Origin of the sequence: Bradyrhizobium sp. 142 (assembly GCF_023074015.1) — a bacterium.
In the GTDB taxonomy this organism is placed as follows: Bacteria; Pseudomonadota; Alphaproteobacteria; order Rhizobiales; family Xanthobacteraceae; genus Bradyrhizobium.
Window position 1 is genome coordinate 42,537 of sequence record NZ_JADPKQ010000051.1, and the last position, 15,377, is coordinate 57,913.

Annotated in this window: 13 protein-coding genes and 1 pseudogene; 11 read left to right on the forward strand and 3 right to left on the reverse strand. The window is 63.7% G+C overall.

All coding sequences use genetic code 11. The features are described from left to right. Window positions 1-49: 49 nt before the first annotated feature. The 4 genes and pseudogenes from IVA82_RS05315 (at window position 50) to IVA82_RS05330 (ending at window position 4,078) form a co-directional block, all read left to right on the forward strand. Window positions 50-925, forward strand: a complete 876-nt coding sequence (locus IVA82_RS05315) for an EamA family transporter (protein WP_247385177.1) — start codon at window positions 50-52, stop codon at window positions 923-925. A gap of 7 nt (window positions 926-932) precedes the next feature. Beyond that, window positions 933-1,535 carry a LysE family translocator gene (locus IVA82_RS05320; RefSeq protein WP_247385178.1) on the forward strand — a complete coding sequence of 201 codons (603 nt, stop codon included), beginning with the start codon at window positions 933-935 and terminating at the stop codon, window positions 1,533-1,535. 133 nt (window positions 1,536-1,668) lie between these two features. Beyond that, window positions 1,669-2,688, forward strand: coding sequence for a ketol-acid reductoisomerase (gene ilvC / locus IVA82_RS05325; protein WP_148740630.1), 1,020 nt, complete (start codon window positions 1,669-1,671; stop codon window positions 2,686-2,688). A gap of 539 nt (window positions 2,689-3,227) precedes the next feature. Continuing rightward, window positions 3,228-4,078, forward strand: a pseudogene (locus tag IVA82_RS05330) (SDR family oxidoreductase). A gap of 9 nt (window positions 4,079-4,087) precedes the next feature. On the opposite strand, the gene IVA82_RS05335 reads toward IVA82_RS05330, so the two are convergent. After that, complete coding sequence (locus IVA82_RS05335; RefSeq protein WP_247385180.1) at window positions 4,088-4,708, reverse strand: hypothetical protein; 621 nt, start codon at window positions 4,706-4,708, stop codon at window positions 4,088-4,090. Window positions 4,709-4,815: 107 nt separating this feature from the next. On the opposite strand from IVA82_RS05335, the gene IVA82_RS05340 reads away from it, so the two are divergent. Together IVA82_RS05340 and IVA82_RS05345 are read left to right on the forward strand one after the other, a co-directional pair. After that, entirely contained in the window at window positions 4,816-5,469 is a 654-nt protein-coding gene (locus IVA82_RS05340) for a TetR/AcrR family transcriptional regulator (protein WP_247385182.1), read from the forward strand. Window positions 5,470-5,661: 192 nt separating this feature from the next. Next, window positions 5,662-7,374, forward strand: a complete 1,713-nt coding sequence (locus IVA82_RS05345; RefSeq protein WP_247385183.1) for a sulfatase-like hydrolase/transferase — start codon at window positions 5,662-5,664, stop codon at window positions 7,372-7,374. A 47-nt stretch (window positions 7,375-7,421) separates the two neighbouring features. Here IVA82_RS05345 and IVA82_RS05350 read toward each other — a convergent pair whose 3' ends face one another. Together IVA82_RS05350 and IVA82_RS05355 are read right to left on the reverse strand one after the other, a co-directional pair. Next, window positions 7,422-8,981, reverse strand: a complete 1,560-nt coding sequence (locus tag IVA82_RS05350) for a glycine betaine ABC transporter substrate-binding protein (protein WP_247385185.1) — start codon at window positions 8,979-8,981, stop codon at window positions 7,422-7,424. After that, complete coding sequence (locus tag IVA82_RS05355; RefSeq protein ID WP_247385187.1) at window positions 8,978-9,760, reverse strand: ABC transporter ATP-binding protein; 783 nt, start codon at window positions 9,758-9,760, stop codon at window positions 8,978-8,980. Before IVA82_RS05355 ends, IVA82_RS05350 begins: the two co-directional genes overlap by 4 nt. A gap of 133 nt (window positions 9,761-9,893) precedes the next feature. On the opposite strand from IVA82_RS05355, the gene IVA82_RS05360 reads away from it, so the two are divergent. The 5 genes from IVA82_RS05360 to IVA82_RS05380 all read left to right on the forward strand — a co-directional run bounded on the left by IVA82_RS05360 (window position 9,894) and on the right by IVA82_RS05380 (window position 15,374). Next, on the forward strand, window positions 9,894-10,712 hold the full coding sequence (locus IVA82_RS05360; protein ID WP_247385189.1) for an ABC transporter ATP-binding protein: 819 nt from the start codon (window positions 9,894-9,896) through the stop codon (window positions 10,710-10,712). Continuing rightward, window positions 10,712-11,500 (forward strand): ABC transporter permease, encoded by a 789-nt coding sequence (locus IVA82_RS05365; protein WP_247385191.1) that lies wholly within the window; start codon window positions 10,712-10,714, stop codon window positions 11,498-11,500. The genes IVA82_RS05360 and IVA82_RS05365 overlap by 1 nt, the downstream gene beginning before the upstream one ends. Before the next feature lie 709 nt (window positions 11,501-12,209). Next, window positions 12,210-13,235: an ABC transporter substrate-binding protein gene (locus tag IVA82_RS05370; protein WP_247385192.1), complete on the forward strand. Its 1,026-nt coding sequence runs from the start codon at window positions 12,210-12,212 to the stop codon at window positions 13,233-13,235. A gap of 29 nt (window positions 13,236-13,264) precedes the next feature. After that, on the forward strand, window positions 13,265-13,969 hold the full coding sequence (locus IVA82_RS05375) for an NUDIX hydrolase (protein ID WP_247385194.1): 705 nt from the start codon (window positions 13,265-13,267) through the stop codon (window positions 13,967-13,969). A 94-nt stretch (window positions 13,970-14,063) separates the two neighbouring features. Further along, window positions 14,064-15,374 (forward strand): ABC transporter substrate-binding protein, encoded by a 1,311-nt coding sequence (locus tag IVA82_RS05380; RefSeq protein WP_247385195.1) that lies wholly within the window; start codon window positions 14,064-14,066, stop codon window positions 15,372-15,374. The last annotated feature ends 3 nt before the right edge of the window (window positions 15,375-15,377 follow it).

The following is a 15,377-nucleotide window of genomic DNA, read 5'->3' on the forward strand; positions in this document are numbered from 1 at the left end:
ACCAGAACAACAAACAGGGCTGCACGACAAAGCAGAACCGAGAACAACAATGAAGCCGGCCGACATTCTCATCGCCCTCATGGTGGCGATCACCTGGGGCCTTGCCTTCGTGGCGAGCCGGATCGCGCTCGACGAACTTTCACCGGAGTTGATGACGGCGCTGCGGTTCATGATCGCGGCGGCGCCGTGCCTGTTCATCCGCAAGCCGAAGATCGCCTGGCCGCTGCTGATCGCGATCAGCTTCACGCTGTTTCTCGGCCAGTTCCTGAGCCAGGCCTATGGCATCGCCCGTGGCGTACCGGTGGGGCTCACCAGTGTCGTCGTGCAGAGTCAGGCGCTGTTCACCATCGGCTTTGCCGCGGTCGCATTCGGCGAACGTCCGACACCGGCGCAGACGCTAGGCATCGTCATCGCAGCAATCGGCCTTCTGATGATCTGCGGCACCGTCGGTTATGATTTCAGCGTCGGCGCCTTCGCGATTCTGATGGTCGCGCCGGTCAGCTTCGCCGTCGGCAATCTCCTGCTCCGCGGCGCCCGCGGCGTGCCGATGTTCGATCTGTTCGCCTGGCTGTGCCTTGCATCAGCCGTGCCGCTGTTCGCGCTGGCGCTGATCGCCAATGGCCCGGCGCCGACTTGGGCATCGCTGACCCATATGTCGCCGACCGCCGGTCTCTGCATGCTGGCGCTCGGCGGCATCTCGACCAGCATCGCCTATTGGCTGTGGGGCCGGCTTTTGCGCGACTATCCCGCTGCGCAGGTGGTGCCGTTCGCATTGCTGGTGCCGTTCGTCGGCTCGGCCGCCTCCAGCATCGTGTTCGGTGAGAGGTTCGGGCCTCTGCGACTCGCCGGCATGCTCACCGTGATCGGCGGCATCGCAGTGATGGTCTTGGCGGGGCGTCCTCGGGCGCTGCCGAAAGCTGTGTGAGGTGAATATGTCCCACTCGCTGCTCTATGCCTTCCTCGCCTTCATGGCGGTGATGTACTTCACGCCCGGGCCGAACAACATCATGCTGCTGTCTTCGGGGCTGACTTATGGCTTCCGGCGCACAGTCCCCCACATCGTCGGCATAGTCCTCGGCTTCGCGTTCATGATTGCCGCGGTCGGCCTTGGGCTTGGCATCGTGTTTCTGGCCTATCCGATCCTACAGGCCATCTTGAAATATGCCGGCGCCGCCTACCTGGTTTACCTCGCCGCTGTGATCGCCTTGTCGGGCCCGGCCAAGCCGGGCGAGGCAAGCGGCCGCGGGCCAATGACCTTCTGGGGCGCGGCCATGTTCCAGTGGATCAACGCAAAGGGGTGGGTGATCGTGATCGGCACCATCACCGCCTATGCGGCCATCGCCCAATTCCCGCTCAACATCGCGATCCAGACCCTGGTCAGCCTGCTCGTGGGCGCGGTTTCGACCGTGGTCTGGGCCCTCTTCGGTACCGCGCTGCGACCGGTCCTGACCTCCGAGCGGCTGGTACGCGTCTTCAATATCTTGATGGCGATCCTGCTGCTGGCCTCGCTCTACCCTGTTTTCATGGATGCATGATGCCGCAGTTTTTCATGCAGAAACGGGTTTCCCAGGGGACCGAAAATGCTCTAGACAGCCCCCGAAATCCGCAAATTTCACTCTCCGAGATCTGACCAACGGCCGATTCCGGCCCCTGAATGAGGAAATGACCATGCGTGTTTATTACGATCGCGACGCCGACCTGAACCTGATCAAGGGCAAGAAGGTCGTCATCGTCGGCTATGGCAGCCAGGGCCACGCCCACGCGCTGAACCTGAAGGATTCCGGTGTCAAGGAAGTCGCGATCGCGCTCCGCAAGGGTTCGGCCTCGGCCAAGAAGGCGGAAGCCGCCGGCTTCAAGGTGATGGAAGTCGCCGAAGCCGCCAAATGGGCCGACCTCGTCATGATGCTGACCCCGGACGAGCTCCAGGGCGACATCTACCGCGAGCACCTGCATGACAACATGAAGAAAGGCGCAGCCCTCGTCTTCGCGCACGGCCTCAACGTCCACTTCAACCTGCTCGACCCGCGCGCCGACCTTGACGTGCTGATGATCGCGCCGAAGGGGCCCGGCCACACCGTGCGCTCGGAGTATCAGCGCGGCGGCGGCGTGCCCTGCCTGATCGCGATCGCCAAGGACGTTTCAGGCAACGCCCATGACCTGGGTCTGTCCTACGCCTCCGCCGTCGGCGGCGGCCGCGCCGGCATCATCGAGACCACCTTCAAGGAAGAGTGCGAGACCGACCTGTTCGGCGAGCAGGTCGTGCTCTGCGGCGGCCTGGTCGAGCTGATCAAGGGCGGCTACGAGACGCTGGTCGAGGCCGGCTATGCGCCGGAGATGGCCTATTTCGAATGCCTGCACGAGGTGAAGCTGATCGTCGACCTGATCTATGAAGGCGGCATCGCCAACATGAATTACTCGATCTCCAACACCGCGGAGTACGGCGAGTACGTCACCGGCCCGCGCATCGTCACCGACGAGACCAAGAAGGAGATGAAGCGGGTTCTGAACGACATCCAGTCCGGCAAGTTCGCCCGTGATTGGATGCTCGAGAACAAGGTCAACCAGACCTCGTTCAAGGCGACCCGCGCCAAGCTCGCCGAGCACCCGATCGAGGAAGTCGGTGCCAAGCTGCGCGACATGATGCCCTGGATCAAGAAGGGCGCGCTGGTCGACAAGAGCAAGAACTAGGTCGTCGTGCCCCGGACGCAGCGCAGCGTGTGAGCGATGCGCTGCTGATCCGGGGTCCATGCGGCCCCTGGGTCCCGGCTCTGCGTCGCGTCGCGCCTTGTCCGGGACACGAGAGCCAAAAACACAAGCTTGGCTCATCAAAACCAAATTTTAAACCTTCGCGACTATATCTGAACAATATCGCAAGCCAGCGGTCTCGCTCTTTTCAGCTCGCGCCAAGCATTGCTGCTTCATTCAAATTCTTCGCGTGTTGAAGCGTCGTCGGAGCGCGAAGAACTGACGCTTAATCCACATTCTTGGTCTCGCGTCGTTTTCAGAATTTTTTCAGAAAGTCGCGATCGCTAAAAGCGCAGCGTCTTCAGAGTCAACGATTCGGCTCTTCATCCGCGTTTTCAGGATGCAATCAATCTTCATTTCGCGACGTTGCGCGCCGCTTCATCTTAAGAACCAAGTTCTGCTGCGTCGGCCTGAGAGCTGGGCGGCATTGCGCACCGCCACCTTCCTCCTGCATGATCCCGGGAACTCGAGGTGAGAAGGCCATGCGATCTGTCGTTGTCACCGGCGCGTCCACCGGCATTGGCTGGGCCACGGCAAAATTTCTGATCGGGCGCGGCTATCGCGTCTTCGGCAGCGTCCGCAAACAGGCCGACGCCGACCGGCTCAAAGGGGAGTTCGGCGCCAATTTCACGCCGCTGCTGTTCGACGTTACCGACGAGGCCGCCGTGCTGGCGGCTGCGCGCCAGGTGCGTGAGGCGCTGGGCGGTTAGACGCTGGCCGGCCTCGTCAACAATGCCGGCATTGCGGTCGCCGGACCCGTCCTCGAACTATCGGCCGATGATTTCCGCCGCCAGATGGACATCAACGTCATTGGCCCCGTCATCGCCACGCAGGCGTTCGGACCGCTGCTCGGCGCCGACCCGTCGCTGAAGGGACCGAAGGGGCGGATCGTGATGATCAGCTCGGTCGCAGGCAAGAACGGCAACCCGCTGTCGGCGCCCTACTGCACCTCCAAGCATGCCATCGAGGGATTGTCGGAGAGCCTGCGGCGCGAGCTGATGCTGTTCGGTATCGACGTGATCATCGTCGCCCCGGCGCGGTGAAGACGCCGATCTGGAGCAAGGCCGAGCAGATCGATCTCTCAGTCTACCAGAACTCGCCCTATCTGCCTGCCCTCAACAAGGTCATGGCCTTCATGATGGAGCTCGGCGCAAAGGGCTTGCCCGCCGAGCGGATCGCCGAAATCGTGTTCGAGGCGTTGACGGCCTCGAGTCCCAAGGTGCGCTACCAGATCACGCCGGACCGGCTGCGCTATCTGATCGGGGCTGTGTTGCCGAAGCGGACGCTGGACCGCATCATCGCCAAGCGGCTCGGGCTGCTGCCGCAGGGCTGAGCCTGGCGCTCAGCTTGCCTCGGCAATCCGTCCGCGCGGATGGGCGGCCATCGCGATCAGCCGCAGGGCCATCACGGCGAGCAGCGGAATGAGGAATGCGGCATAGAGCGGCATAGCCGGGACGCGCTTACCGAACGACACCATGAACTGGAACCAGAGATAGTAGCCACCTGTGAGGTGCAATGCGCGCCAAGCGCGTGGCCCGATCAGTGCGGCCGTGCGGTCGAATGAGGTCGTGCTCATGGCGATGATGAAGGCATAGCCGATGCCGCCGAAGATGTAGGAGGCGGCCGAGGTGGCCTCCGCGAAGCCGGCAGGATCCATTTTGGTGAATGCGACGATCGCAACCGCGTGGATGGCATGGGAGGCCGCGAAGCTCAGGCCCAGGTAGCGCCGGTTGCGGCACTGCCAGCGTGTCCAGCCATTGGGCCAAAGCCGCGCCAGCGAAGCGGCGCCGAAGGCGAGGCAGAACAGAATGAGCGAGCTTCGTGCCGTAAACCGGATCACCATGCGCACGCCGTCGATCTCGAACTGCCGCATCGATGCAATCCACAGGCTCAAGGCGATGAGGCTCAAGGCGAGGGCGGCAAGCAGCCGCCAGCCCTCGAACCAGCTTTGACGTTGCGGCATAGTGATGTCTCCCCGTTATGTAATCATCGATTACATTTCGGGGCCGCGTGGTCGTCAATGGTGTAATCGCTGATTACATTCACGTTAGGGTGATGCTAGAAAGCTTCATGCCCACCGGCCCCACACCCAAGCTTCGCCGCGGCCGCAGCGCGGCCGAGGCCCGGCCCTACCACCACGGAGACCTCCGCCGCGTCCTGATCGACGCTGCGCTGCAACTGGCGGCCGAGGGCGCCAAGGTCTCGGTCCGCGAGGCGGCGCGCCGCGCTGCGGTGTCGCCTGGGGCGCCATTCCGGCACTTCCCCACCCGCGATGCGCTAATGGCGGCGGCGGCCGAGGAAGCGCAGCAGCGCTTCCGCACCGAGATCGAGGCGGCGCTGGGCCAGGCGTCGCCGGCAGAGCCACTGGCTCGCTTCCGCGCCTTCGGCCTCGCTTACTTGCGCTGGGCGATGCGCAATCCCGCGCATTTCGAGATCATCTCGACCGGGAGCTACTTCGCCCATGGCAGTTCGGCCGAACTGACGCGCGACAATTCCGAATTGATCGCGCTGACGGAGCGAATGCTGGCTGACGCGGCGGAGCAGGGCCTGCTGCGGTCGGACGACCTCAAGCGCATCCAGATTGCCGGCCGTGCCCTGGTGTACGGTTTTGCTAGGATGAAGCTCGATGGCCACTTTCAGCGCTGGGGTGTGGAGGAGGGCGAGATCGAGCGGATGGCGGAAGGGGTGATCGATCTGTTCATTGCAGGGATCACCAAGCGCTAGCGCCCTGGCCTGTGCGGCCCATTCGCTCGTCACTAACATTAAGCGAAGGTCGGACCGCGACCTGCGTTGCTTGTCGATGACCGTTCAATTACAGTTTTATGACACGGTGCAGACTTCCGGCTGCGCCGAACGCCGCAGGCCGGTCTGACAGGCTCGGCATTAGCCCGCCGGACCAGCTGTTGCGTGTTGTCGATGGCGTCCGCGCCCAATCCAGGTCCCTCTGCCGCCACCGCCGTTCTGGCGAGCGTTGCCGCGCTCGGCATCTGGCGCCTGCTTGCGGTTGCCGCGCCGCATCTCGCAGCCCTGGCCCTGATGTACGAGACCGAGACCGATTTCGGCGCGCGGCTGTCCTTCGTGCTGGCCTGGGGCATCCTCAACTTCTTCTGGATCACGCTGCTGCGGCGGCCTGCGCTTTCGGGCGCGCTGTCGCTGACCATGGTCGTCGTGCTCGTGCTGTTGTCACGGCTCAAGCACGACGTCGTGCAGATGACCGCAAACTTCATCGACCTGATGATGATCGACCGCGACACGGTCGCGTTCCTGTTCACGATTTTCCCGAACCTGCGCTGGTCGGTGATCCTGACCGGCTTCGTCACGCTGCCGCTGATGTATGCGCTGTGGTGGCTCGATCCGTTCCGCATCCGCCGTCTGCCGGCGCTCGCCTGCAAGCTCGCTTGTCTCGCCGCGCTCGTTGGCTATTCGCTCTATCATCCGGACGAGGCCTGGCGCGGCTATTACGACGACGGCTATCTCTCGAAGTTCTTCCGCTCCGGTGTCAGTGCGGTCTCCGACTTCGCGCAATATGGCTTCATGGAATCGGCGGCGTCGACCAACGAGCGGCTCAACATGCCGCTGGTTGATGCCTGTCATCCCGCGGGCCGTCGGCCGAACATCATCATGATCCATGATGAGTCGAGTTTCGACATCCGCGCTGCTCAAGGCATCAAGGTGCCGCCGGGCTATGGCAGCCATTTCAAATCCTACGACGGCAAGCAGCGCACCTTCTTGGCCGAGAGCAATGGCGGGCCGAGCTGGTTCACCGAGTACAACGTGCTCGCCGGCCTCTCGTCGCGCTCGTTCGGCCGCTTCGCCTATTTCGTGACGCGCATCGCGACGGGCCGCGTCGAGCGGGGCCTGCCGCTGGCGCTACGCCGCTGCGGCTATGATACGATGTCGCTCTATCCCGCCTATGGCGCCTTCATGAGCGCACGCAGCTTTCAGCTCACCACCGGCATCGAGCGCTTCTATGACGCCAAGGATCTCGGCGCAAAGGATGTCGAGCCGGACGGCTTCTTCTACGACAAGGCGCTGCAGTTGATGGGAACGCGGTCGCCGAACAAGCCACTGTTCACCTTCATCTATCTCGGCGCCAATCATTTCCCATGGGAAACGCGCTTCCGCCCCGAGCTGATGCCGAACTGGCGCGCGCCTGGCAATACGCCCTCCATCGACGAATATCTGCGCGGGCAAGCCATCAGCGCCGAGCAGTACAGGACCTTCATCGCCGGCCTGAAAAAGACCTTTCCAGGGGAGCCCTTCCTGATCGTGCGCTACGGCGACCATCAGCCGGAGTTCGCACCGCAGATCCTCGAGCCCGGGCTCGACGAAGGCGGCCTCGGCAAGAAGCTCGATGCATACGATCCGCGCCTCTATGGGACCTATTACGCGATCGATGCCGTCAATTTCGAGCCGGTGAAGAGCGATGCGGTGATGGACACGGTCGACGGTCCCTATCTGCCGCTGGTGATCCAGGAAGCCGCCGGCATCCCGCTCGACCCGTCCTTCGCCGAGCAGAAGGAGATCATGCTCCGCTGCAGGGGTATTTTCTACGGCTGCAAGGATGGCGCCGAGGCGAAGCGGCTCAACCGGCTGCTGATCAATGCGGGGATGATCCGGGGACTTTAGTGCACTGACGCGCTTCGCCAGGACGACACTGAACGAACGGCATGTCTCTACTGCTTTCCGATCTTCCCCCACAGCCACTTCGCCACCGCATCTGGTGATGAGGTCGCGTCATTGCCGGCCGCGCGCAAATTCGCCTCGCGCATCGTGGTGATGTCGATCTTGCCGAGCAGCGGCTTGAGTGCCGCTTGCAATTGCTCGTCCCCGGTGCGCTTCGGCGCCAGCAACAGGATTGCATCGTAAGGCGGAATGGCGTTCCTGGGATCGTCGAGCACCACGAGATCGTATTTCGCGATCAGCCCGTCGCTGGTGTAGCCGGCGATCACGTCGATTTCGCCGCTGGCGACCGCTGCATACATGAAGTCCGGCTGCATTTGGCGCTGGGCGCGGAACTGAAGGCCATACGCCTTCTGCAGCGCCGCCCATTCGGGCCGCGAGAAGAACTCGTAGTCCCCGGCGATCGACATCGTCGATGCATGCCCGACGAGATCGGCAATGCTATGGATGCCGAGTGCCTCGGCGCGCTGCTTCGGCATCACCAGCGCATAGGCATTCTCGAAGCCGAGCTCACCGAGCAAGGTGACGTTTTCCTTGGCGAGTGAGGCCTTCAGCTCCGCGAGCAGCTCCGCGCGTGGCTTGATATCCGTACGGTGCAGCTGGTTGGCCCAGAGCGTGCCGGAATAATCGACGTAGAGATCGATGTCGCCGGCCTTCAGCGCACCGAAGATGACGCTCGAACCGAGGCCGGAGCGCGCAGTGGCGGGGAGACCGGACGCCTGCAGGCGCTCCCTGAGCAGGGCCGAGAGCACATATTGCTCGGCAAAGGTCTTGGCGCCGACCACGTATCCCGGCGATGAACGCGCCACCCACGGCACCAGCGTTGCCGCTACCAACGCCAGGATGCCCGCGGCACCGAGCCCGGAGCGCAGGCGGCTGCGCAGGCGCAGTCCATTCTCGATCAGGCCGAGCAGTTGATCGACGGCGAGCGCCAGCAGCGCCGAGGCGACGCAGCCGAACAGCACGAACACCCAGTTCTGGGTCTGGAGCCCGGCGAAGATGTAGTTGCCGAGGCTGGTCTGCCCGATCGGTGTCGACAGTGTCGCGGTGCCGATCACCCAGACTGCGGCGGTGCGGATGCCGGCCATCATCACCGGCAGCGCCAGCGGCAGCTCGACCATGACCAGAGATTGTCGTGCGGTCATGCCGACGCCTTTGGCGGCTTCGATCAGCGCCGGGTCGATGCCGTTCAAGCCGGTGATGCCGTTGCGCAGCACCGGCAGCATCGAATAAAGCGCGAGCGCCAGCATCGCGGGCAGGAAGCCGAACGCGGAGAAGGAGGCGCCGAACAAGGCGAGCGACACGGACGCCGCCGCCAGCAGCAGCGGGTAGAACAGCGCGAGCAGCGCCAGTCCCGGCACGGTCTGCACGATGCTGGCGAGCGCGAGCAGGACGCCGCGCGGCGCGGGGCGGTTGCGCGTCAGGATTGCCAGCGGCAGGCTGACAATCAAGCCGAGCGCCAGCGCGGCGAGGCTCACGCGCACGTGGTTACCGAGATAGTCGGGCAGATGCGACAGCGCCTCGCCCCAACGCGGATCGCCGATGAAGCTCATGCCGCACCGCTCTGTGGCAACAGCGCATTCAGCCGCTCGACCTGGCGCCGTGGCGTCCGCAACAGCTCCAGCACGTAATCGTCGCCGCTCTCCGTGAGTTCCGCCGGGGTGCCCTGCGCAAGCAGCGTCCCGCTGCGCATCACTGCGATTCGGTCGGCAAGCAAAATGGCTTCCGTCATGTCATGGGTGATCATCACGGTGGTCAGACCGAGCTTGCGATGCAGTTCGCGAAAATCTTCGCCGAGCGCGTCGCGGGTGAGGGGATCCAGCGCGCCGAATGGCTCGTCCATCAGCACGATGCGGGGGCGTGCCGAAAGTGCCCGTGCCACGCCGACGCGCTGGCGCTGGCCGCCGGAGAGCGTCTCGGGCAGACGGTCGCGATGCGCGCTGCGGTCGAGCTGCACGAGCTCGAGCAGCTCGTCGACGCGCGTCACGATGTCGGCCGCGGGCGCGCCGAGCAGCTTTGGCGTGATCCCGATATTGTCGGCGACGCTCAGATGTGGGAATAGTCCGCCGCTCTGGAAGACGTAACCGATCCGCCGCCGCAGCGCGACGGGATTGATGTTGTGCACGTCCTCGCCCTCGACCGTGATCGTGCCCCCATCGACCTCGATCAGCCGATTGGCGAGCCGCAGCAGTGTCGTCTTCCCCGAGCCCGAGCTGCCGACGACGGCCACAAACTCGCCCTCGGCGATGTCCAGCGACACGTCGTCCACGGCCTTGGTGGGGCCGAAGCTCTTGCTGACACGCGCATAGCCAATCATCGGCCTGGAATGCATCGGGCGGGGCTCACTTCGCTGATCCGCCCATGGACGGCGGGGATGGCAAGACCCCATGCATAGCACGCTTGGCCGGTTCATTGAACTTGCCCGCGCCAGAGGCTAAGGCATCATCCGGGTTCGGAGGAAACACATGACAATGCCCACGGCAGTGGCCCTTGAGGATGCCAAAGTCGCGTTCCGGCTGGGGGACGGGCGGGTCTACACCGCGGTGGAGAAGGCCCATCTCACGGTGGCGCAGGGCGAGTTCGTCGCCATCGTCGGGCCGACCGGCTGTGGAAAATCGACGCTGCTCAACGTTGCGGCCGGCCTCTTGAGGCCCGCCGCCGGCAGCGTCAACGTGTTCGACCGGCCGCTCGCAGGGCTGAACCGGGATGCCGGCTATCTATTCCAGGCGGATGCACTGTTCCCCTGGAAAACTGCGCTCGACAACGTCGCGATCGGGCTGGAAGTCAGGGGCACCCCGCGCGCCGAGGCGCTTCCGCGCGCGCAGAAATGGCTGACTTCGGTGGGTCTCGGGGCGTTTGCTAATCGCTATCCGCACATGCTCTCGGGCGGCCAGCGCAAGCGCGTGGCACTGGCGCAGGTGCTGATCCGCGATCCAAAGATCCTCTTGATGGACGAGCCGTTCGGGCCGCTCGATGCGCAGACGCGTCAGGTGATGGGCAATCTGCTGCTCGATCTCTGGAACGCCGACCGCAAGGCCGTGCTGTTCGTGACCCATGATCTGGAAGAGGCGATCGCGCTCGCCGACCGTGTGGTGATCATGTCAGCCGGGCCGTCCTCGCGCATCATCGGCGACTGGTCTGTGACGCTGCCGCGCCCGCGCGACATCTTCGAAGTGCGGCTGGAAAAGGAGTTCCATGCGCTTCATCGCGAGATCTGGAGCGTGCTCAAGGATGAGGTGATGAAGGGCTACGCGCAATCCACGCAAGCGGCGGAGGCGGTCTGATGACGCGCGTGACGTTGCTCTCGCTGCAAGTGCTGGTCGCGGTCGTCTGTCTCGTGCTGTGGCAATTGCTCTCGACTGTTCCCATATTCGGCAAGGTTTTGCTGCCGCCGTTCTTCTTCTCGAACCCGGTCGACGTATTCAGCCAGATCGTCAAATGGTTTTCTTCCGGCGTGATCTGGAAGCACCTCTGGATCACCTTGGTGGAATCGATTTTGGCCTTCGTGATCGGATCGATCGGCGGCGTGCTGATCGGCTTCTGGTTCGCACGCCAGCCGCTGGTTGCTGCGGTGTTCGATCCTTACGTGAAGATGGTCAACGCGCTACCGCGCGTCGTGCTGGCGCCGATCTTCGCGCTGTGGCTGGGCCTCGGCATCTGGTCCAAGGTCGCGCTCGGCGTGACGCTGGTCTTCTTCATCGTGTTCTTTAACGTCTATCAGGGCGTCAAGGAGGTCAGCCGCACCATCCTGGATAACGGCCGCATGCTGGGGATGAGCGAGCGGCAGCTGATGCAGCACGTCTATTGGCCCTCGGCGCTGTCCTGGATGTTCTCCTCGCTGCACACCTCGGTCGGGTTTGCCGTGGTCGGCGCGGTCGTCGGCGAGTATCTGGGATCGGCCGCAGGTCTCGGCTATCTGATCCAGCAGGCCGAAGGCGTGTTCGACGTCGCCGGCGTGTTCGCCGGCATGTTCGTGCTGTCGGCCTTCGTCATCCTGATCGATTTCGGGGTCTCGCTGGTGGAGCGGCGTTTGCTGGTGTGGCGGCCGACCGCGTCGGATGGACGGGGCTGAGCACGATGAAAATTGGTTTCTGATTGCGAGCCACACCCAAGGTGCGCTCCCTCTCCCGCTTGCGGGCAGGGCTATCGCATATGAGGAAAAGCGTGGCGGGCAGCTTGCTTGCGGCCCATCCTTCGAGACGCCCGCCTACGGCGGGCCCTCAGGATGAGGTCGCGTTTTGCGGCGAGATATTAGACCCTCATGGTGAGGAGCCCGCCAAAGCGGGCGTCTCGAACCATGCAGGCCGAGCTCATCCGGCAGCCTCCCGCTGTCATATGCGATAGGCCTACGCTTGCGGGGGAGGGCTGGGGTGGGGTGCCTCCGCAGCGAGAGCCCCCAAGAGGAGAGAACCCTCACCCGGCGCTTTGCGCCGACCTCTCCCGCAAGCGGGAGAGGTGAAAGCAAGAGCTCAATCCAAGAGCTTGGTGTCGTCGGGGCCTGCGGCGGCGTCTTGATCGCGATCGCCTTGACCTGACCGCTGATCGGCTTGGTGCCGCCATGCGGCGGCCGCTTCGGGATGATGACGAGATCGCCGGGCTTCAAAGGCTGTGGCGATCGACGGCCCGACTGCAAAGCGATTCATGGATGATCCTCCCCCTCACAAAATTGTTGTTGTGCGCCCATGCTATTGCGCCGAAAGGCCGATGGCCGCTGCCTTAAGCCATGCTTCTCAAGCCAGTCCCGCTGCTCTATGGTGCCGCCAGCCGAACGGAGGAAACCAATGAAGAACACGATTGCCAGGCTCGCCGGTGCGCTGCTCGCACTGACGCTCACCACCGGCCTTGCCGCGGCGCAAAGCAAGATCACCATCGCAGTCGGCGGCGGCTCCTGCCTGTGCTATCTGCCGACGGTGCTGGCCAAGCAGCTCGGCGAGTACGACAAGGCCGGCCTCAGTGTCGAATTGGTCGACCTCAAGGGCGGCTCGGATGCGCTGAAGGCCGTGCTCGGCGGCAGCGCTGACGTCGTCTCCGGCTATTTCGATCATTGCGTCAATCTGGCCGCCAAGAAGCAGGAGCTCCAGGCCTTCGTGGTCTATGACCGCTATCCCGGCCTCGTGTTGGTGGTCTCGCCGGCGCACACCAACGAAATCAAGTCGATCAAGGACCTTGCCGGCAGGAAGGTCGGTGTCAGTGCGCCCGGCTCCTCCACCGACTTCTTCCTCAAATACATGCTCAAGAAGAACGGCCTTGATCCCGCCGGCACTGCGGTGATCGGCGTCGGCCTTGGCGCCACCGCGGTCGCCGCGATGGAGCAGGGGCAGATCGACGCAGCCGTCATGCTCGATCCCTCCGTCACCGTGCTCCAGGGCAGCCACAAGGACCTGCGCATCCTCAGCGACACCCGCACGCAGAAGGACACGCTCGAGACGTTCGGCGGCGAATATCCGGGCGGTGCACTGTACTCGACCGCGGCCTGGGTCAACGGTCACGAGAAGGAGGTGCAGGCGCTCACCAATGCGATCCTGGGCACGCTCGCCTGGATCCACTCGCACTCGCCCGAGGAGATCATGGCGAAGATGCCGGAGGAGACGGTCGGCAAGAACAAGGATCTCTATCTTGCCGCGCTGAAGAACACGATCCCGATGTTCTCGCAGACCGGCAAGATGGACCCGAAGGGCGCGGACGCCGTGCTCGCTGTATTCAGCGTCGGCTCGCCTGACGTGGCCAACGCCAAGATCGACGTCAGCAAGACTTTTACCAACAAGTACGTCGAGCAGGCCAAGAAGACCACGGGGAGCGCCAAATAACTGACGCTTTGGCATTGTAGTCAGGCGTCATGACGTCACCGGTCATCCATCGCGTCACGACGCTTGACCTTGCCGTGAGGCCGAGCGTTTGGCCGTTCGCCGAGGAGCGTCGGGCCGAGATCGCGGCGCATTTCGCCGAGAAGCAGCGCGAGCGGCCGAAGATATGGAACGGCCGCGTCCTGCTCGGGCGCGATGCCGTTTTCACGGGCGGCCATCTTTCCGCGACCTATTTCGAGACCGATTTCGCGAGTTTTCTTGCCTGGCGCGACTGGGGCTTTCCTGATCCTGCCGTGTTCAACGGCTTTGGCATGGGCGCGCTGCTTGCTTCGGACGGCGCCTTCGTGATGGGCGAGATGGGGCAGCACACTGCCAACGCGGGCCGCATTTACTTCCCCTCTGGCACGCCGGATCTCGACGACGTCAAGGACGACGCGCTCGACATTCCCGGCAGCGTCGTCCGGGAGATCGCGGAGGAGACCGGCCTGACCGCCGGCGACTACCGGGCTCAGCCGGACTGGCACTGCGTGGTTACCGGCCCCACGATTGCAATGATCCAGGTTCTCAACCTGGATGTACCGGGCGAGGCCGCTCGCGTCCGGATCGAAGCCAGTCTCGCGCGCGAGGCCGAGCCGGAGTTGTCGGCCATTCATCTCGTGCGCGAGACGAGCGATCTGACGCCGTCCATGCCGCGATTTGTCACGGCCTTCGTCGCGCAGCAGTTCGCCTCGCGCTGACGCGCGAGGCTTGACATCGCTTCGCTCAGCCCATGTGATGGGCAAAAGCCAAAAGCAAGACGAATGCAATGCACAATCGTCCAGGGAGGTTTTGATGCGCCTGCGCATGGCTGCCCGATTGGTACGTGGGCTGTTGGTCGCGATTACCGCGACGGGCTTGATGGCTTCGGCACAGGCTCAGGAGAAGAAGATCAAGATTGGCGTGGTGTTCGACCTGACCGGACCGCTCGCAGGCGGCGGGTCCGAGCTCAACTATGTCGGTGCAAAGATCATCCTCGACCATTTCGCCAAGACCGGCGTCGAGGGCTACAAGATCGAGGCGGTCTACGCCGATGCGCAGAGCAAGCCCGACATCGCCATCAACGAATCCGTCCGCCTGCTCGAACAGGAGAAGGTCGACATGGTGCTCGGCTTCTTCTCCTCGGCGCAATGCGTGCCGGTCGCGGCCCGCGTCGAGCAGCTCAAGAAGTTCATGTGGATGACGACCTGCATCTCGTCGGCCGTGTTCAACGAGAAGGGTTACAAATACGTGTTCCGACCGCAGGCGAGCGGCGACCAGTTCGGCATGATGACGATGGATTTCATCGCGCAGAACGCCAAGGCGAAGTTCGGCAAGGAGCCGAAGGATCTGCGCGTCGCCATCATCCACGAGGACGGCGCCTATGGAGTCGACGTCTCTAAGGGCAACGAGGCCGGCGCGAAGAAGGCTGGCTTCAATGTGGTGATGAAGGAAGGCTATTCGGCCACCGCGCCGGATCTATCGGCGCTGGTCACCAAGCTGAAGCGCGCCAAGCCCGACGTGATCTTCCACACCGGTTACAATCCCGACATCACGCTATTGTTGCGCCAAGCCCGCGAGCAGGGACTGAAGTTCGGCGCACTGATGGGGCATGGCGCGGGTTACGGTGTCTACGAGAAGCTGAAGGAGGGCATGGGCGCGGACGCTACGTACATCTTTAACGCCGACCCGATCTCGATCTGGCTCGCCAACCAGAAGACCATGGATCCGAAGCTCCCGGCCGTGATCAAGATGGTTGGCGAGGAGTTCGACAAGATCAGGCCGGGAGTCGCCATCCGCTCGGCCCATGTCGGCATCGGCGCGTCCAACACCTACGTCTTCATGGCCGACGTGCTGCCGCGCGCGATCAAGAAGTATGGCGGGGTCGATCCCGACGCGCTGCGCAAGGCCGCGCTCGATATCGACATTCCCGAGGGCGGCACGATGCTCGGCTTCGGCGTCAAGTTCTACGGCGAGGGCACGCCAATGGCGGGCCAAAACGAGCGCTCGTTCCCGGTCGTGATCCAGTATCTCGACGACAAGTCCCATGTGGTGTGGCCCAAGAGCCAGGCGCAGCGCGAGGCCGTGCTGCCGCTGCCGAAGGGCACCACCTACAGCAACCAGTAGCGG